This window comes from Streptomyces venezuelae (assembly GCF_008642335.1).
GTDB lineage: Bacteria > Actinomycetota > Actinomycetes > Streptomycetales > Streptomycetaceae > Streptomyces > Streptomyces venezuelae_F.
Window position 1 is genome coordinate 2,498,140 of record NZ_CP029191.1, and the last position, 17,160, is coordinate 2,515,299.

16 protein-coding genes are annotated in these 17,160 nt (G+C 72.2%); 7 read left to right on the top strand and 9 right to left on the bottom strand.

Annotation, left to right across the window (positions count from 1 at the left end):
* Positions 1-111: 111 nt before the first annotated feature.
* From DEJ49_RS11190 to DEJ49_RS11210, 5 genes are all read right to left on the bottom strand, one after another.
* Entirely contained in the window at positions 112-1,320 is a 1,209-nt protein-coding gene (locus DEJ49_RS11190) for an NAD(P)/FAD-dependent oxidoreductase (protein ID WP_150184001.1), read from the bottom strand.
* 6 nt (positions 1,321-1,326) lie between these two features.
* Entirely contained in the window at positions 1,327-1,515 is a 189-nt protein-coding gene (locus tag DEJ49_RS11195; protein ID WP_150184002.1) for a ferredoxin, read from the bottom strand.
* Between the two features lie 63 nt (positions 1,516-1,578).
* Positions 1,579-2,454: a fumarylacetoacetate hydrolase family protein gene (locus DEJ49_RS11200; protein WP_150184003.1), complete on the bottom strand. Its 876-nt coding sequence runs from the start codon at positions 2,452-2,454 to the stop codon at positions 1,579-1,581.
* Positions 2,451-3,392, bottom strand: a complete 942-nt coding sequence (locus DEJ49_RS11205) for a 3,4-dihydroxyphenylacetate 2,3-dioxygenase (protein WP_150184004.1) — start codon at positions 3,390-3,392, stop codon at positions 2,451-2,453. The genes DEJ49_RS11200 and DEJ49_RS11205 overlap by 4 nt, the downstream gene beginning before the upstream one ends.
* A complete protein-coding gene (locus tag DEJ49_RS11210; RefSeq protein ID WP_150184005.1) occupies positions 3,385-4,905 on the bottom strand; it encodes an aldehyde dehydrogenase in 1,521 nt (506 codons plus the stop codon). The genes DEJ49_RS11205 and DEJ49_RS11210 overlap by 8 nt, the downstream gene beginning before the upstream one ends.
* 141 nt (positions 4,906-5,046) lie before the next feature.
* Between DEJ49_RS11210 and DEJ49_RS11215 the strand changes: the two genes are divergently transcribed.
* Positions 5,047-5,847 carry a gamma-glutamyl-gamma-aminobutyrate hydrolase family protein gene (locus DEJ49_RS11215; protein ID WP_223832795.1) on the top strand — a complete coding sequence of 267 codons (801 nt, stop codon included), beginning with the start codon at positions 5,047-5,049 and terminating at the stop codon, positions 5,845-5,847.
* Positions 5,848-6,099: 252 nt separating this feature from the next.
* On the opposite strand, the gene DEJ49_RS11220 is transcribed toward DEJ49_RS11215, so the two are convergent.
* Positions 6,100-6,678 carry a MarR family winged helix-turn-helix transcriptional regulator gene (locus tag DEJ49_RS11220; RefSeq protein WP_150184006.1) on the bottom strand — a complete coding sequence of 193 codons (579 nt, stop codon included), beginning with the start codon at positions 6,676-6,678 and terminating at the stop codon, positions 6,100-6,102.
* Positions 6,679-6,813: 135 nt separating this feature from the next.
* On the opposite strand from DEJ49_RS11220, the gene DEJ49_RS11225 reads away from it, so the two are divergent.
* Positions 6,814-8,262, top strand: a complete 1,449-nt coding sequence (locus tag DEJ49_RS11225) for an APC family permease (protein WP_150184007.1) — start codon at positions 6,814-6,816, stop codon at positions 8,260-8,262.
* 62 nt (positions 8,263-8,324) lie between these two features.
* Here DEJ49_RS11225 and DEJ49_RS11230 read toward each other — a convergent pair whose 3' ends face one another.
* Positions 8,325-9,116: an acetoacetate decarboxylase family protein gene (locus tag DEJ49_RS11230; RefSeq protein WP_150184008.1), complete on the bottom strand. Its 792-nt coding sequence runs from the start codon at positions 9,114-9,116 to the stop codon at positions 8,325-8,327.
* Positions 9,117-9,518: 402 nt separating this feature from the next.
* On the opposite strand from DEJ49_RS11230, the gene DEJ49_RS11235 reads away from it, so the two are divergent.
* Complete coding sequence (locus DEJ49_RS11235) at positions 9,519-10,874, top strand: glutamine synthetase family protein (protein ID WP_150188161.1); 1,356 nt, start codon at positions 9,519-9,521, stop codon at positions 10,872-10,874.
* Between the two features lie 81 nt (positions 10,875-10,955).
* Positions 10,956-12,224, top strand: a complete 1,269-nt coding sequence (locus DEJ49_RS11240; RefSeq protein WP_150184009.1) for a cytochrome P450 — start codon at positions 10,956-10,958, stop codon at positions 12,222-12,224.
* 41 nt (positions 12,225-12,265) lie between these two features.
* On the opposite strand, the gene dusB is transcribed toward DEJ49_RS11240, so the two are convergent.
* A complete protein-coding gene (gene dusB / locus DEJ49_RS11245) occupies positions 12,266-13,405 on the bottom strand; it encodes a tRNA dihydrouridine synthase DusB (protein ID WP_150184010.1) in 1,140 nt (379 codons plus the stop codon).
* A 130-nt stretch (positions 13,406-13,535) separates the two neighbouring features.
* On the opposite strand from dusB, the gene DEJ49_RS11250 reads away from it, so the two are divergent.
* On the top strand, positions 13,536-14,552 hold the full coding sequence (locus tag DEJ49_RS11250; RefSeq protein WP_150184011.1) for an aldo/keto reductase: 1,017 nt from the start codon (positions 13,536-13,538) through the stop codon (positions 14,550-14,552).
* A gap of 23 nt (positions 14,553-14,575) precedes the next feature.
* Positions 14,576-15,163, top strand: a complete 588-nt coding sequence (locus tag DEJ49_RS11255) for a TetR family transcriptional regulator (RefSeq protein WP_150184012.1) — start codon at positions 14,576-14,578, stop codon at positions 15,161-15,163.
* Between the two features lie 31 nt (positions 15,164-15,194).
* On the opposite strand, the gene DEJ49_RS11260 is transcribed toward DEJ49_RS11255, so the two are convergent.
* Positions 15,195-15,776, bottom strand: a complete 582-nt coding sequence (locus DEJ49_RS11260) for a TetR/AcrR family transcriptional regulator (RefSeq protein WP_150184013.1) — start codon at positions 15,774-15,776, stop codon at positions 15,195-15,197.
* 142 nt (positions 15,777-15,918) lie between these two features.
* Between DEJ49_RS11260 and DEJ49_RS11265 the strand changes: the two genes are divergently transcribed.
* Entirely contained in the window at positions 15,919-17,154 is a 1,236-nt protein-coding gene (locus DEJ49_RS11265; protein ID WP_190329321.1) for an FAD-dependent monooxygenase, read from the top strand.
* The last annotated feature ends 6 nt before the right edge of the window (positions 17,155-17,160 follow it).

Here is a 17,160-nt window from a genome sequence, read left to right on the forward strand (position 1 = left end):
CGCTTCGAAGTCGAATTCGCGATATTCGGTCGACCGATGAATCGGTGGAGGACGTTGAAGGGGCGGCGCCCGTGTGCGGGGATGCCGCCCCTTCCGCATACCTGTGCCGGGTCAGGTCACCGGCTCCGGCAGCGTCATGAGGTGGGGGCGGTGGCGGGCCGCCGCGGCGGTTGCCGTGGGGCCGCCCAGGGCGGCTACGCCGATGAGGCGGGGGCCCTGGTAGTAGGCGTACAGGAGGTCGCCTTCCGGGGCGGTCGGGTCGCCCTCCAGGAGTTCGCTGCGGTCCGCCAGCGCGGGCTGGCCGAACGACTGGAGGCGCAGGGTGTACTGGTCGCTCCAGAAGGAGGGAAGGGGTGCGCAGGGCGCGGGGTCGCGGGGCGTGCCGGTCAGAGTCGCCACCAGCGTGCGGGCCGCGTGGCGGGCCGTGTCGCCGGGGACCGACCAGTGTTCCACCCGGCGCGGCACGGGGCCGTAGCGCGGGTTCGGGAAGCGGGCCACGTCGCCGACCGCCACCGCGTGCGGGATGCCGCCGATGCGCAGATGGGCGTCGCAGAGGATGCCGTCGGTCAGGTCGAGGCCCGGCGTCGCCGCCAGCCACTCCGTGTTGGGGAGCGAGCCGATCGCTTCGACCAGCAGGTCCGCCCGTAATTCCGTGCCGTCGTCCAGGACGCAGCCCTCTGGGGTGAGTTCCGTCGCCAGGCGGCCCATGTGGAAACGTACTCCCCTCGCCTCGTGGCGGCGCCGCAGCGCCCGCGCCAGATGCGGACCGAGCGCCAGCACCATCGGTTCCGTCTCCGGCGCCACGACGGTCACCACGCACCCCGCCGTGCGCGCGGTGGCCGCCACCTCGCAGCCGATGAAACCCGATCCGATCACTAACACCCGGGCGCCCGCCGCCAGTCCGGCGGCCAGGGCCGCCGAGTCCTCCAGCGTGCGGACGACGTGCCGGGGCGGGCCCCCGGGCATCGGGAGTCTGCGTGGCCGCACCCCCGTCGCGGCCACCAGACCCTCGTACATGTGGACCGATCCGTCGGTCAGTGTGAGTGTGTGCGTCATGAGGTCCGCGGCTGATACCGCCGCTCCCAGTCGCCACTCGACGTCCTCGACGCTCGGACGCCTGCGCAGTTCCGTGCCCGCCGCGAGCGCGTGGCCCGCGAGAACCGCCTTGGACAGCGGCGGGCGGTTGTAAGGGAGGTGGGGCTCGTCGCCGAAGAGGGTGATCGGGCCGTGCCAGCCCGCGGCACGGAGTTGTTCCGCCGCGCGCAGGCCGCCGAGCGACGCCCCGACGACGGCGATCCCGGTCCGCCCGGTCCGCTCCATGACGCCTCAGCCCTCGACCCGGATGGCCTGCAGCGGGCATACGTCGGCCGCGTCCTCGGCGTCGGCGCGCAGCGCCGCGTCGGGCGAGTCCACGTACGCGAGGCGGCCCTCCTCGTCGAGCCGGAAGATGTCCGGCGCGGCGAAGACGCACTGCCCGTGATCCTGGCAGACGTCCAGGTCGACTATCACCCTCATGTAGCTGATCAACTCCCCTATGGTGTCGTCATTTTGATGCGGACGTGCGGACCTGCGGACCGCTCAGCGGCGGGGTGGTCTGATGCCTCGGAACTCCCAGTCGCCGCCCAGCGCCGTGGACAGGACCTCCTCGGACTCCGTGGGCTGGGCGCCGACATCGGGGCGGATCGCCGTCGGGCCGGCGACGATGTGGTTGGTGAGGCGTCCCAGGCCCTCCGCCTCGACCTCGACGATGTCGCCGGGATGGACCGGGCGGGAGCCCGCGGGTGTGCCGGAGAGCAGGACGTCGCCCGGTTCCAGAGTGATCGTGCGGGCGATGTCGGCGACGAGGTAGTGCATGTCCCACTGCATTTCGTCGGTCGAACCGTCCTGTGCGAGTTCGCCGTTGACGTACGTACGGAGGTGTTTTCCGTGGAAGTCCCAGCCCGTGACCAGGCCCGGGCCGAGCGGGCAGAGCGTGTCGGAGCCCTTGACGCGGAGCATCGAGCCGGCGTCGGTGTCGCGGAAGTCGTGCAGGCCGTAGTCGTTGGCGACGGTGAAGCCCGCGATGTACGCGCCGGCCTCGTCCGGCGCCACGTTGCGGCAGGTGCGGCCGATGACGATGCCGATCTCGCCCTCGTAGTTGAGGTACTTGCAGCCTTCGGGGCGTACGACGGCGCCGCCGTGGCTGTTGAGGGCGGAGACCGGCTTGTGGAAGTAGGTGGGGGCCGGGGGGAGCGTGGCTCCGAACTCCTCCACTCGGCTGCGGTGGTTGAGGTGGACCGCGATCACCTTGGACGGGCGTACGGGCGGAAGGTGGTGGGCCTCCGACGCCTTGACGCGGCGGCCGTCCGCGGCGATCAGTTCGTCGCCCTCCCGCACGACCTGGACGGCGGACCCGTCGAGCAGGACACGGCGGTACTCGGTCGTGGTCGTCGTCCTCGATCCGCTCCCCCTCATGCCGTCGCCTCCGCTTCAGGGGCCTCGCCGGTCCAGCCGGTGGCCGGGCGGTCGAACCACAGGTGCATCTGGCCCGTGCCGATGGAGTTCTCGTACGCGCTGTAGGCGCGGCCGGGGGCGGTGCAGCGTTCCTCGCCCAGGGCGCCGATCATCATGAGGTAGTGCCCGAACCGTGCTTCCGGCTTGTGGGTGAGGAACTCCGGCATGGTGCGCAGGACTTGCGCGTGGTCGCCGCGCTCCAGCCATGCGATCCGTGCGTGGTCGGCCGCGCGCGCCTCGGGTGTACGGATGTGGGCGGGGTCGCTCGACTCGTGGGCGCGGAGTTCGCGCAGCGGCCAGAACGTGTGCGAGAGGGCGCCGGACGCGATGAGCAGGACCCTGCGTCCGGGGAGCGCTGCGACGCCGTCGGCGAGCGCCCGGCCGAGCCGCAGGTGGTCCTCGGCGTCACCGGTCTGGCAGACCCCGATCGAGACCCACTTCTTTGCGGGGAGGCCGTGGCCCAGGTACGTCCACAGGTTGATGGTGGCGTAGTACACGGGCAGGAAGGGGTCGTCGATCGGGGTGATCCAGGTGCCGTGTTTCTCGGCGAACCGGGCGACGGAGTGGGCGAGTTCGGGGTCGCCCGGGTAGTCGTACGGCATGCGGCACATGCCGCGCGGCAGCTCTTCGGAAGTGAAGAGTCCGGCGCGGCGCGGGTGTGCGGAGATGACGAACTCGACGGTGGTCGCCCAGTGCGAGTCGAGGACGACGACGGTGTCGTAGTCGAGCGTCTCGAACACGTCGGCGCGCAGTTTGCGCAGGCCGGGGACGAGGCTGATCTCGCGGCCCTCGTTGAGCTCTTTGCGAGTGGGCTCGGGCAGCACGATGGTGGGGACGTGGGCGAGGAGGCCCGCTCCGACGATCTCGCCGCCGGCCGACGCGCGGGGAGTGTCACTCATGGTCCGACCACCCCTTCGGCGCCGTCACCGTGTTCTTCAGGTCGCAGTAGAAGTCGAAGGACCAGTCGCCGCCCTCGCGCCCGATGCCGGAGCGGCGTGAGCCGCCGAAGGGCGCGGAGAGGTCGCGTACGTAGAAGCAGTTGACCCAGACCGTGCCCGCGACGAGCCGCGCGCCGATCCGTGCGGCGCGCTCGCGGTTCCCGGCGACGAGGGTGGCGGCGAGCCCGAAACGGGTGCCGTTGGCGAGGCGGACCGCCTCGTCGTCGTCGCCGTCGGGGAAGGTCTGGAGGGTGAGGACGGGTCCGAAGACCTCTTCCTGGACGATCTCGGAGTCCTGGTCCACGTCGGTGAGGAGGGTGGGGAGGTAGTAGTTTCCGCCCGATGCGTCGGACAGCCCGGTGGCGGGGGCGCCGCCGATGAGGGCTGTGGCGCCCGCGGCCAGTGCACGGCGCACGAATCCGTCGACGCGTTCCACGTGCCGGGGGTGGATGCTGGGCCCGATGTCCGTGGCCTCGTCGCGCGGGTCCCCCTGGACCAGCTTGGCCACGCGGTCGAGGAAGCGTCCGAGGAAGGCGTCGCGCACGGACTCCTCGACGAGGATGCGGGTGGCGGCGAGGCAGATCTGGCCCGCGTTGTCGTACTGCTCCACGGCGAGGTCGGCGGCCAGGTCCAGGTCGGCGTCGGCGAGGACGAGCAGCGGCGACTTGCCGCCGAGCTCGAAGCTGCACGGGATCAGGTGTGCCGCGGCGGCCTCGGCGATGCGGTGGGCGGTGGGCACGGAGCCGGTGAAGCTGATGCGGCGCACGTCGGGGTGGGCGGTGAGGGGTGCGCCGGCCTCGTCGCCGTACCCCTGCACGACGTTGAACACCCCCGGCGGCAGCCCCGCCTCGTGCGTGATGTCCGCGAGGAGCGATGCGGTGAGCGGGGTCCATTCGGCGGGCTTCAGCACGACGGTGGAGCCCGCGGCGAGCGCCGGGGCGATCTTCCAGCTGGACAGCATCAGCGGGGCGTTCCACGGCGTGATGAGGACGGCGGGGCCCGTAGGGTCCCAGCTCACGTGGTTGGTGTGGCCGCGGGTGTCGAAGTCGGCGTGGGAGAGGGCGAGGAGGCGGTCGGCGAAGTAGCGGAAGTTGTGGGCGACGCGGGGCAGGACGCCGCGGCGGTGCGAGCGGAGGAGGGCGCCGTTGTCGGCGGTCTCGACGGCGGCGAGCTCTTCGGCGCGGGCTTCGACACCGTCGGCGACGGCGTGCAGCAGCGCGGCGCGTTCGGCCGGGGGCGTGGCGGCCCAGCCGGGGAAGGCGGCAGCGGCGGCGGCGACGGCGGCGCTGGCCTCGGTGGCGGTGCCGCGGGCGATCTCGGCGAGCGGGGCGCCGTCGATGGGTGAGTGGTCGGTGAAGGTGGCGGGGGAGGTGACTCGGGTGCCGGCTATCCAGTGACGGGTGTCCACGGGCACGGTGGCGATGGTCGCGGTGTGCGGCGGGGGCCCCGGGGGTGTGGGGGCGGGGGGAGCCATCTCTACCTCCGATCCTCCAGTTCGTTTGAACCCAAACAACATTAGGGAGGGCCCGGGGTGGGGTCAACCCCTCGTGGGCGGTGCGGTGTTGAGATATTGTTTGACCTCAAACGATAGGCCTGCTTCCGGAAGTCAGCTGCCATGCCGATGCCCCGGCCCGCGCACGTCCGCCCCCTCATCGCCCTCCCCCAGCGGTACGCCGCCACGACCTCCGCTCTGCGCTACGCCGCCGTCGTCACGGCACGCGCCCTCGCCGACGCGGTGTTCCGCGCGGGCGGCGAGCCGTTCATGATGCATCCCGGCCCGCCGGACGAGGCGGCCGAACGGCTCGCGCGCTGCGCCGGGCTGCTGCTCCCGGGCGGCGGGGACGTCGCACCGTGGCGGTACGCGGCCGAAGCTGATGCGGAGACCGGGGGCGGGGCCGGGTCCGGGGGCGGGGGCGGGGTGCACTCCTCCGTGTACGACGTCGACGACGCACAGGACGAGTTCGACCTCGCGCTCGCCCGCTGCGCACTGTCGCGCGGACTTCCGACGCTGGCGGTCTGCCGGGGCATGCAGGTGGTCAACGTCGCGCTCGGCGGCACGCTCCGGCAGGACATGGGCGGCCCGACGACGGAGCACCGACACAAGGTGCACGGGGTGCGGGTGGCGGCGGGGTCGGTGGTGGCGGGGGCGCTGGGTGCCACGCGGGCGGACGTGTCCTGCTACCACCACCAGTGCGTGGAACTCCCGGGCCGGGGACTCACCCCCTCCGCATGGGCGTCCGACGGAACGATCGAGGCCCTCGAACTGCGGGGCGCCAGGGGGTGGTTCGCGGCCGTGCAGTGGCACCCGGAGGACACGGCGGCGACGGACGCGGGGCAGCAGGGGTTGTTCGGGGGGCTGGTCGGGGCGGCGGGGGTTTGGGGGGAGCGGGGTGCGCGGGGGGCGCGGGTCGGTTGAGGGGGTGGGGGGCGCGGTCTGGGCTGCGTCGCGCGCGCGGCGGGGGCGGCGGGGGCGGCGGGGGCGGCGAGACGACAGCGCGTCGACTGACGGGTGGCGGCGGTCTGGACTGCCGCGGTTTTGTGTTTTCTTGGGGGGCGCGCGCGGGGCGGCTGACGGGTGGCGACGGTTTGCGGCCGCCACCGGGGGCGGAACGCGCGGGTCAGTTGGCCGGGGGGGGCGGCAGTCCGGGCCGGCGTAGGGGCGTGGCTGTCAGGCGGCTGGTCTGGGTTTGCGGCCGCTTCGGCGGGGGGTCGGGGGCGCGCCGTTCAGGAGGGTTTGCCTGCGGTCGTCGCCCTTTTCCTCCGTCCGTACGACGATCTTGCGGAGGAGGTCCGCGAGCGTCTCGCACTCCTCGTCCGTCAGCCCCTCCGTGACGAACGCCTCCTCCGCGTTGAAGGCGGGGAAGACCTCACCCATCAGGCGCTCGCCCTCGTCCGTGAGGCTGAGCAGGACGAGCCTGCCGTCCTCGGGGTGCCCGCGGCGTTCGAGCAGGCCCCGGCCCATGAGCGTGCGGGCCACGCCCGTCAGCGTGCCCTTGGAGATGCCGGCCTCCTCGGCGACGTACCGCGTCTCCATCTCGCCCCAGATCCAGACCACATAGAGCACGACGAACGACGTCCACGTCAGTTCCGCGCCGCGCAGCACGGAGTTCTCGAAGTGCTGCCGGACCGCCGCGGCCGCCCGGTAGATGTTCGAGACCGCGGCCATCTGCTCGTACGCGACGGGGGTGCCGCCGAGCTTGGCCCTGACCGCCTTCTCGGTCTCGTGGATGGTGCGATCGCCCGTCACGTCCGTGCCCTCCTCTTGCCGTACTTCTTGCCGTGGTGCATACGCCTCCGTACCATCGGCGCCACTCGAATTTCGTACGGGCTCAAACGATAACGCGTCCCGAGTAAACGCGCCCTCCTCCCCCCGGAGTTCGGCATGGCCGCCCTCGACTCCCCCACCACGCCCGTCTCCACCACCGTCCCCGAACGCCGCATCGGCGTCGCGGGCATCGTCTTCGTCGTGATCGCCGCGTCCGCGCCGCTCACCGTGGCCGCCGGAGGTGTCCCGCAGTCCCTCGGCATCACCGGCATCCTCGGGATACCACTTCTCTACCTCCTCGTGGCCGTCGTACTCGCGCTCTTCAGCTCCGGGTACGCGGCCATGAGCCGCCACATCACGGGCGCCGGTGCGTTCTACGCGTACACCGCGCGCGGCCTCGGCCGCATACCGGGAGTCGGCGCGGCCTTCGTCGCGCTGCTCTCGTACAACGCCATGCAGATCGGCATCGCCGGCCTCTTCGGCGCCACCACCGCCGAGTTCATCGACGCCCGGACGGGGGTGGAGATTCGCTGGTGGGTTCTCGTACTCGCGTGTACGGCGGTCGTCGGGGCGCTCGGCTACCGCCGTGTCGACGTGGGTGTGCGCGTCCTCGCCGTCCTGCTCGTCCTGGAGTTCGGCGCGGTGCTCGTCTTCGACATCGGCCAGTTCGCCCACGCCCCCGAAGGCGTCTCGACCGCGCCGCTCACCTGGGGCGCCGCCACGGACGGCGCGCTCGGTGTCGCGCTGTGCTGCGTGTTCGCGGCGTACATGGGCTTCGAGTCCGGCGCGCTGTACAGCGAGGAGTGCCGGGATCCGCGCCGGACCGTGGCGCGCGCCACGTACATCGCCGTCGGGCTCATCGGCGTCTTCTACGCCGCCACGGCCTGGGCGATGGTGACGGGCGCGGGGACGGGGCGGGCGACGCGGGTCGCGGCCGAGCAGGGGCCGGGGATGATGTTCTCGCTCAGCGACGCGAGCCTGGGTGCGGCGTTCTCGGACTTCGCCCAGTTCTTCCTGATCACCAGCCTGCTCGCGGCGCTGCTCTCCTTCCACAACGCGGTCGCGCGGTACGTGCGTTCGCTCGGGCGGGAAGGTGTGCTGCCCCGCGGGCTCGGGGTCCTGCACCGGCGGCACGCCTCGCCGCACCGGGGTTCGTTGCTGCAGACCGGGGTCACCGCCGTCGTCATCGGCGTCTTCGCCCTGGCCGGGCGTGACCCCGTCGCCGACGTCTTCACCTGGCTCACCAACCTCGGCGCGCTCGGCGTGATCCTGCTCCTGTTCGCCACGTCGGTGTCGGTCGTCGCGTACTTCGCGCGCCGGCCCGAGCTGGGCGAACCCCTCTGGCACCGGCTGATCGCGCCCGTCCTCTCGGGCGCCGCCCTCGCCGTCATCTTCTGGCTCGCCCTCACCAACTTCAGCGTCCAGCTGGGGGTTTCACCGGGCAATCCGCTGCGGTGGGTCCTGCCGGGGCTCATCCTGGTCGCGGCGGGGGCGGGGGTCGGGTGGGGGGTTTGGCTACGGGTGGGGCGGCCGGGGGTTTATGCGGGGGTGGGGGGCAGCAGTTGATCGGGTCCCGGGGGGAGGGGCAGGGGACAGGGGACAGGGGGCAAGTTACGGCAACGTTGGGGTTACAAGCCCCGCTCCAGCAGCGTGCCGCCCGTCCACGTGACGCCCACCTGGCGGTAGTACGCGCCGATCGGCTCGTCGACCGTGAGCTTCGCCAGTTCCTCCGTGGGCGCGTCGAAGAGGGTCAGGTCCGCGTCGCCCGACCACGCCTGGCCGCCCTCGAACGCGGCGGCGCCCGACGCGATCAGCTCGTCGAGGGCGAGGCCCTTGCCGTCGATGGCGGGGAGCTGGCGGTGGTGAGCCATGGGGTGCGCGTTGACGAACCCGTTGGTCTCGGAGGGTTCACGCAGGGTGACCACGGCCTCGGCGAGGCGGCGGTCGGCGGCGGCGAGCGTGGCGCCGAAGACGGCGCCGGGCTCGATGCGGGGGGCGGGGCCGTAGGGGTGGGGGCGGGTGAGGTGGATGGAGCCGAGCTTCTTCGGGTAGCCCTGGTGGTTGCCGCGGGCGATGGCGAAGTCCTTGTCGACCCAGATGTAGACGCAGCGGGAGTAGGTGCGGGCGCGGTAGGCGCAGCGGACGACCGCGAAGCACTCCTTGTACTGGGCGCGGACGGGGTCGAGCAGCTCGGCCCTCTCGGCGCCGCACGACTGCCAGTCGGCCCAGATGAGGGCGACGGCGCCGGGGTCTTCGGGGGCCATGTCCAGGGGCTCGGGGAGGAGTTCGCGGACGCGGGCGGGGTTGGTGCGGTACTCGATGGTGAGGAGGTCGCCGGAGTAGTGCCAGGGGGGTGCGGGGATGAGGGAGGAACGGCCGGTGGCGCTCTTGGGCGGATGGAACCCGCGGACTCCGACCATGCTCGGCGCACCTCTCCTCGGTCGGGTTCGTTTGAGCCCGTACGATACGCCGGGCGGTACCGCCTGTCACGACTCCTGGCGGGGGCGCCTTGGGTGCGGTTCGCCGGTTGCCCGCCCGGGCGGTGCGGGGTGAACGGGTAGGTGGGTGGGTGTGGTTCGCCGCGGGGCGGCGGGCGCGGGGCGTCGCCGCGGGGATCAGGTTCAGGCCCCCGCAGGGGACCCCACCCGTAAACCCCCCGCGTACGGGGCCTTGCGGAGGGGCGCTCGCCGTCCCTAACGTTTGAGGTCAAACAAATCGCGCGTCGCGCCCCCAGAAAGGCTGGGCCACGGGTGAGTGAAGCGAGCGCACCACCACAGGGCAGGGCGACCACCGCCCGGACCACGGCTACGGCCACGGCCACCGTGGAGAACCTCCGAGCCACCGGCACCGACGTCGTCCGCGTCGTCTACCCCGACCTCCTGGGCGCCGACCGGGGCAGAGACATCCTCCTGGGCCGGCTGCCGAGCGCCTGCACGCACGGCCTGACCTTCTGCAGGGCCGTGTACCACACCACCCCCCGCGGCGACGTCGTCCCCGTCGCGGGCGGACTCGACGCGGGGCTCCCCGACATCTGCGTACAACCGGACCTCGCCACCGTGAAGCCACTGCCGTGGGAGCCCGGCGTCGCCTGGTGTCTGGGCGACAGCCTGGACCCGCTCACGGAGGGGCCCGTACCCGAGTCCCCACGCGCCCTGCTGAAGCGCGTACTTGCGCGCGTGGACGATTACGCCGCCCCGGACCACCAGGGCGCCGACCGGCGCGGGCCCCTCGCCGCCGTCGTCGGGCCCGAACTGGAGTACTTCCTCTGCGACTCCTCCCCCACCACCCCCTCCGGCTGGACCCCCTACGGCGCCGCCACCGGCAACGTCTACAGCGCCGGGCGGCGCGGCGACCCCGATGGCCATCTCCTGCGCACGTTGCGCCAGTTGGAGGCCCTCGGCATTGGCGTCATCGCCGGGAACCATGAATTCGACGGTGGACAGTTCGAGATCAATCTCGATCACTCCGGCGCCCTGGACGCCGCCGACCGCGCCTTCTTCTTCAAGGCCGCCGTCAAGGAGACCGCCCGCCACGAAGGGCGCCTCGCGACCTTCATGGCCAAGCCCTTCAACGGGCTCGGCGGGTCCGGGTTCCATGTGCATCTGTCGCTCGTCGACGGGGAGGGGCGGAACGTCTTCGACGATCCGGGGGCGGAGTACGGGCTCTCCGCCGCCGCCCGGCACGCCGTCGGCGGCGTCCTGCGGCACGCCCCCGCCCTCGCCGCCCTCCTCAACCCCACCGTCAACTCCTACAAACGCTTCGGGCCCGACACCCTCGCCCCCTGGCTGATCGACTGGGGGCTCGACAACCGCAGTGCCATGGTCCGCATCCCGCCCGAGCGCGGCGTCGGCACCCGCCTTGAGCTGCGCCTCGGTGACGCGTCCGCCAACCCCTACCTCCTCGTCGCCGGCACCGTCGCCGCCGTCCTGCTCGGCCTCCGCGACCGGCCCGAACCGCCCGCCCCGCTGGAGGGGTACGGATACGACGAGTCCTCCGCACCCCGCCTCCCCGCCACGCTCCCCGAGGCCCTCGACGCGCTGGAGGCCGACGAGGCGCTCACCGGGCTCCTCGGCGAGGACTTCACCCGCGCGTTCCTGACGTACAAGCGCAACGAGGTCGAGCGGTACCAACAGAGCGTCACTGATTGGGAGTTCGGGGAGTACGCCTTTCTCATTTGAGCGCCGGATCAGTCCGCCCCTCCCCCGCCGAGACCGGAAAGGCCGCGTAAGGAAGGCCAAGCCCTGAAAGGGAGCACCCCTATGCGCACGGACACCCCTCCCCTCCCTCTCGCCGACGTCGACCTCGCCGACAACGACCGGTTCACCGACCGCGAGCTGCCCTGGCGGATGTTCGACGTGCTGCGCCGCGAGGATCCCGTCCACTGGCAGCCCGAGCCGCCGCCCAACTCCGGTTTCTGGGCGGTCACCCGGCACGCCGACATCGTGCGCGTCGACCGCGACCCCGAGACCTTCACCTCCGAGATGTTCACCAACCTGGAGGAGGTGGACGACGACTACATCACGTTGCGCCGGTCGCTTCTCGAGACCGACGGGCTGCGGCACCGGGCCATGCGGCTCATCCTGCAGAAGCGGTTCACGCCGCGCGCCGTCGCGACGTACGAGACGTTCCTGCGGGGCCTGACCGCGCGTACGCTCGACGCCGCTCTCCCCAAAGGCACGTTCGATTTCGTACGGGAAGTGTCCGCCGACTTTCCCATCAACGTGCTCGCCCGCATGCTCGACGTCCCGGAAGGCGACACGCAGCAGCTCATCGACTGGGGCAACCGCATCATCGGCAACACCGACCCCGACTACGCCGACGTGCTCCTGGAGAGCGCGGAGAGCGGGCAGTACCGGAATTTACCCTTCAGGTCGCCCGCTTCCCTCGAAGTCTTCGCGTACGGGCGGGAGTTGGCCGCCCGGCGGCGGGGTGGCAGCGGGGAAGATCTCGTGACGGCCCTCGTCAACAGCTCGCCCAAGGACGGCGTACCGCTCTCCGCCACCGACTTCGACAACTACTTCCTGCTGCTCGTCGTCGCGGGGAACGAGACCACCCGGCACGCCATCTCGCACTCCATGCTCGCGCTCATCGAGCATCCGGAGGAACGGGCACGGCTCGTCCGCGATCCCTCGCTCATTCCGAACGCCGTCGAGGAGTGCCTGCGTTGGGCCTCGCCCGTCTACCACTTCCGGCGTACGGCCACGTGTGACGTCGAGCTCGGCGGGAAGCTCATCAGGGCGGGCGACAAGGTCGTCATGTGGTTCGCCTCCGGCAACCGCGACGAGGACGTCTTCCCCGATCCGTACCGCTTCGACGTCACCCGCGAGAACAACGACCACGTCACCTTCGGCAAGGGCAGCCCGCACTTCTGCCTCGGCAACTCCCTGGCCCGTCTGGAGATGCGGATCATGTTCGAGGAGCTGCTGCCGCGGCTCGCGGACATCCGCGTCGCGGGCGAGGTGCGGCGCGTACGGTCAAACTTCGTCAACGGGATCAAGGAGCTGCCCGTGACGGTGACCCTGGCCTAGGGCCCCTCGTCCGGGACCCGTCGTCCGTCCAGGACCCGGCGTCAGCCGCCCGACGTGTCCAGTTCCGCTTCCTCGCTCACGCCCGCGCAGTCGTACGGGTCCTTCAGCCAGCCGTCCGGCAGGACCACGCGGTTGTTGCCGGAGGTGCGGCCGCGCGGGCCGCCCGCGCCGGCCGGCCACGGCTGATCGAGGTCCAACTCGCCGAGCCCGTCCTCCAGTTCGGCGAGCGAGGAGGTGATCGCGAGGCGCTTGCGCATCTCGGAGCCGACCGCGAAGCCCTTCAGGTACCAGGCCACGTGCTTGCGGAAGTCGATGACACCCCGCGCCTCGTCGCCGATCCACTCGCCGAGGAGCGTGGCGTGGCGGAGCATGACCTTCGAGACCTCGCGCAGGGTCGGCGCCTGGGGTGCGCCCGTGCCCTCGAAGGCGGCGACCAGGTCGCCGAAGAGCCAGGGGCGGCCGAGGCAGCCGCGGCCCACGACGACGCCGTCGCAGCCGGTCTCGTTCATCATGCGGACCGCGTCCGCAGCCGACCAGATGTCGCCGTTGCCGAGGACGGGGATCTCGGGGACGTGCTCCTTGAGGCGGGCGATGGCGTCCCAGTCGGCGGTGCCTCCGTAGTGCTGGGCGGCGGTGCGGCCGTGCAGGGCGATGGCCGTGACGCCCTCCTCGACGGCGATGCGGCCCGCGTCCAGGAAGGTGATGTGCTCGTCGTTGATGCCCTTGCGCATCTTCATCGTGACGGGCAGGTCCCCGGCGCCGCTGACGGCCTCGCGGAGGATCGCGCGCAGCAGCGGGCGCTTGTACGGGAGCGCGGAGCCGCCGCCCTTGCGGGTGACCTTGGGGACGGGGCAGCCGAAGTTCAGGTCGATGTGGTCGGCGAGGTCCTCCTCCGCGATCATGCGGACGGCCTTGCCGACGGTCGCGGGGTCGACGCCGTACAGCTGGATCGAGCGGGGCTTCTCCGTCTCGTCGAAGTGGATCAGCTGCATGGTCTTCTCGTTGCGCTCGACCAGGGCGCGCGTGGTGATCATCTCGCTGACGAAGAGGCCCTTGCCGCCGCTGAACTCCCGGCACAGCGTCCGGAACGGCGCGTTCGTGATCCCCGCCATGGGGGCGAGCACGACGGGCGGCTGCACGGTGTGCGGGCCGATCGACAGGGGCTGCGGCAGGGACGGCATCGATGATCTCCGGGACGGACGACGGGACCCTCCATTGTCCCTCACTCTCCGAGCGGCCGTCCCACCCTCCTGTGACAGGTGACAAGTGACAGATATTGAAATCTGTCAGCTGTCATGCCAGGGTGGAGGCATGCGCACTCTCACTCTCGGAAACACCGGACCCCAGACCTCCGCCCTCGGCCTCGGCTGCATGGGCATGTCCGCGCTCTACGGAGAAGCGGACCGCACGGAGTCGATCGCGACGATCCACGCCGCCCTGGAGGCGGGCGTCACGCTCCTCGACACCGGCGACTTCTACGCGATGGGCCACAACGAAATGCTGATCGGCGAAGCCCTGCGCTCCGCCCCCGCGGCCCGCCGCGAACAGGCGCTGACCAGCGTGAAGTTCGGCGCGCTCCGCGACCCGGACGGCGGCTGGTCGGGGTACGACGGCCGCCCGTCCGCGGTGAAGAACTTCGCCGCGTACTCGCTCCAGCGCCTCGGCGTCGACCACATCGACGTCTACCGCATCGCCCGCATCGACCCGGACGTACCGGTCGAGGAGACGGTGGGCGCCATCGCCGAGCTGGTCGAGAAGGGGTACGTACGGCACATCGGTCTCTCCGAGGTCGGCGCGGGCACGATCCGCCGGGCGGCGGCCACGGCGCCGATCTCCGACCTTCAGATCGAGTACTCCCTGATCTCGCGCGGCATCGAGGCGGAGATCCTGCCGACGGTCGCGGAGCTGGGCATCGGCGTGACGGCGTACGGGGTGCTGTCCCGCGGTCTGATCTCCGGCCACTTCACCCGCGACCGCGAGCTGGCCGCGAACGACTTCCGGTCGATGAGCCCCCGCTTCCAGGGCGAGAACCTCGACCGCAACCTCGACCTGGTCGAGGCGCTGCGGAAGATCGCCGACCAGAAGGGCGTGAGCGTCGCGCAGACCGCGATCGCCTGGGTGCTGGCGCAGGGCCCGCGGCACGGCGCGTCGATCGTGCCGCTGGTGGGCGCTCGTACGCGCGCCCGCCTGGACGAGGCGCTCGGCGCCCTGGACGTGACGCTCGACGCCGCGGACCTGGCCGCGATCGAGGAGGCCGTCCCCGCGGGCGCGGCGGCCGGGGCCCGCTACCCGGACTCCCAGATGGCACACCTCGACAGCGAGCGCTGAGCGCCCCCGGGTACGGTCTAGCCATGGCAGCAACCGCGGCTCCCCTGACCCCCGAGCGCATCCTCGAAGCGACCGAGGAGGTGCTGCGCAGGCACGGCGCGGCCAAGGCCACGGTGGTCGACGTGGCCCGCGCCCTCGGGGTGAGCCACGGCACGGTGTACCGCCACTTCCGCACGAAGGCGGAGCTGCGCGGCGCGGTGACGCGGCGCTGGCTGGACCGTACGTCGCAGGCCCTCTCCGCGATCGTCACGGGCGCGGAGCCCCCCGAGGCGAAGCTCCGCCTCTGGTTGGCGGGCCTCTTCGACGCCAAGCAGCACAAGGCGGGCGACGACCCGGAGCTCTTCGCCACGTACTCGGTCCTGGTCGACGAGAACAGCGACGTCGTCGACGCGCACATCGCGGACCTCACGTCACAACTGACGGCGATCATCCAAGAGGGCACGGACGCGGGCGACTTCACGTCCCTCGACCCGGCCCTGTCGGCCCGAGCGGTCTTCGACGCCACGTCCCGCTTCCACGACCCGTGCTACGCGTCCCACTGGTCCCGTCCCGGCATCGAGGACGCGTTCACGGCGGTCCTGGACCTGGCCTTGCGCGGCCTGCGGGCCTGACCGGCCGGACGCCCCCTCAGAGCGGAGACTCTCACTCCGCCGCCGCGCGCTCGCGCGCCGCGCGGATCGCCAGCACGTTGTCGACCAGCCGCTCCGTCTCGGTCGCCGGGTCCATCGGCAGGGTCAGCAGCGCCCGCACATAGGCCGGCGCCAGCACGAGTTCGAAGATGTCCATCCAGGTCAGCACGGTGGCGCCGGCGGCGTCCAGGGTGGCCTGGATCTGCTGGATGCGGGGCTCGGCGAAGACCCGCGTGTCCTGGCCCTCGCCGCCGGCCCGGAGCAGGGCCCGGAAGAAGGCCAGGTGGCCGGGGTCCGTCAGGTCGCCGAGCAGGTTGGTGATCCAGGCGTGCAGGTCGGCCCGCAGGTCGCCGGTGGCGGGCAGCGGCGAACGGCTGTCCAGCTCGTCCACCACCGCGTCGATGATCAGGCCGTCCGCGCTGCGCCAGCGGCGGTAGATCGTGGCGAGGTGGACGCCCGAGCGGGCCGACACCTTCGCGATGTCGACGGTGCCGTCGGCCGATTCGGCCAGCAGTTCGCGGGTGGCCGCACGCACGGCCTCTCGGGTGCGGGCGGTACGGCCGCCGGGGCGGGCTGTCCCTGATGCTTGCGTCACGACATCACTCTATCGCGAAACTATTGCATTAGGGCGTTCACGGGGGCTACGTTAAATGCGAAAGATTCGCATGAGGGTCGTACGAGGGTCGCTGGGACGCCCCGCGATCGACACCGCAGCAGAAGCGGAACCGGAGGATGTCGTGGCTCACGTACTCGTCGTCGGCGCTGGAATCGCGGGGGACACACTCGCGCTGCTCATGGAGAGGGACGGCTGGACGGTCACCGTCGCGGAGATCGCGCCCGCCCTGCGCGCCGGCGGCCAGACCGTCGACCTGCGCGGCGACAGCCGGGAAGTCCTGGACCGCGCCGGGCTGCTCGGGCAGGCGCTGGAGTGCCTGGTGCCGCAGCGCGGCGCGGCCTGGATCGACGCGCGGGGGCGGCGGCTCGCCGAGATGCCGGTGGAGGCGTTCGACGGGCGCGGATACGTGTCGCGTGAGGAGCTGCTGCGCACGGACCTCGCCCGGATCATCCACGAGGCGACCGGGCCGGGCGTGACGCACCGGTTCGGCGAGACCGTGGAGGCGCTGGAGGACACCGGGACCGGAGTGCTCGCCCGTTTCCGCAGCGGCGCCGAGGAGACGTTCGACCTGGTGGTCGGCGCCGACGGAGCGCACTCACGGGTCCGAGCGCTGCGGTTCGGCCCCGAGGAGGACTACCGCAGGCCCCTCGGCCTGGCCCACGCCTGGTTCACCCTCGTCGAAGGGCCCGGGACGCCGCACCTCGACGGCTGGTTCCTGACGCACAACGCACCCGGCCGCCGAGGCGTCGAGGCCCGCCCCGGCCACCCCGGGCAGCAGGAGGTGGGCCTGACCTTCGCCGCCGACACGCTGCCCCCGCGGCACGACCGCGAGGCCCAGTTCGCCCTGCTTGAGCGGACGTTCGCCGGTGTCGGCTGGCGCGCCGCCGAATTCCTGGCCGCGGCCCGGCAGGCCGACGACTTCGCCCTGGACACCTTCGACCAGGTGCACGTGGAGTGCTGGAGCACCGGCCGGGTCGTCCTGCTCGGCGACAGCGCCTGGTGCGCGAGCCCGCTCAGTGGCCTCGGCACCGCACTCGCCCTGCGCGGCGCCGCCGAGCTGGCGGCCGCGCTGCGCGCCGCGGGCGCCCCCGGCGACACCTCGCGGACGCCCGCCGCGCTGACCGCCTTCGAGCGGACGATGCGGCCCCGCACCGCGTCGGCGCAGCAGCTCCCGCCCGGCCGGGTCGCGTCCATGGCGCCCAAGTCGGCGCTGGGCATCCGGGTCAACGCGCTGGCGATGCGCGCGCTCCAGTCGAGGGCCGCGCGCCCACTCGTCCGCAAGGCCCTCGCCGGCTCCGAGCACGGCCGCACCGGCACCCCCGCGGGAGAGCCCCGGACGAGCCCGGCTCGCATCTGAGGCCGG

What these genes read in the sequence shown, in the direction of transcription:
- DEJ49_RS11230 (WP_150184008.1), bottom strand. Translation starts at nt 9,116, where the DNA reads ATGGTCGGAGTCCGCGGGTTCCATCCGCCCAAGAGCGCCACCGGCCGT.
- DEJ49_RS11195 (WP_150184002.1), bottom strand. Translation starts at nt 1,515, where the DNA reads ATGAGGGTGATAGTCGACCTGGACGTCTGCCAGGATCACGGGCAGTGC.
- DEJ49_RS11205 (WP_150184004.1), bottom strand. Translation starts at nt 3,392, where the DNA reads ATGAGTGACACTCCCCGCGCGTCGGCCGGCGGCGAGATCGTCGGAGCG.
- DEJ49_RS11200 (WP_150184003.1), bottom strand. Translation starts at nt 2,454, where the DNA reads ATGAGGGGGAGCGGATCGAGGACGACGACCACGACCGAGTACCGCCGT.
- DEJ49_RS11210 (WP_150184005.1), bottom strand. Translation starts at nt 4,905, where the DNA reads ATGGCTCCCCCCGCCCCCACACCCCCGGGGCCCCCGCCGCACACCGCG.
- DEJ49_RS11215 (WP_223832795.1), top strand. Translation starts at nt 5,047, where the DNA reads ATGCCGATGCCCCGGCCCGCGCACGTCCGCCCCCTCATCGCCCTCCCC.
- DEJ49_RS11250 (WP_150184011.1), top strand. Translation starts at nt 13,536, where the DNA reads ATGCGCACTCTCACTCTCGGAAACACCGGACCCCAGACCTCCGCCCTC.
- dusB (WP_150184010.1), bottom strand. Translation starts at nt 13,405, where the DNA reads ATGCCGTCCCTGCCGCAGCCCCTGTCGATCGGCCCGCACACCGTGCAG.
- DEJ49_RS11255 (WP_150184012.1), top strand. Translation starts at nt 14,576, where the DNA reads ATGGCAGCAACCGCGGCTCCCCTGACCCCCGAGCGCATCCTCGAAGCG.
- DEJ49_RS11240 (WP_150184009.1), top strand. Translation starts at nt 10,956, where the DNA reads ATGCGCACGGACACCCCTCCCCTCCCTCTCGCCGACGTCGACCTCGCC.
- DEJ49_RS11190 (WP_150184001.1), bottom strand. Translation starts at nt 1,320, where the DNA reads ATGGAGCGGACCGGGCGGACCGGGATCGCCGTCGTCGGGGCGTCGCTC.
- DEJ49_RS11225 (WP_150184007.1), top strand. Translation starts at nt 6,814, where the DNA reads ATGGCCGCCCTCGACTCCCCCACCACGCCCGTCTCCACCACCGTCCCC.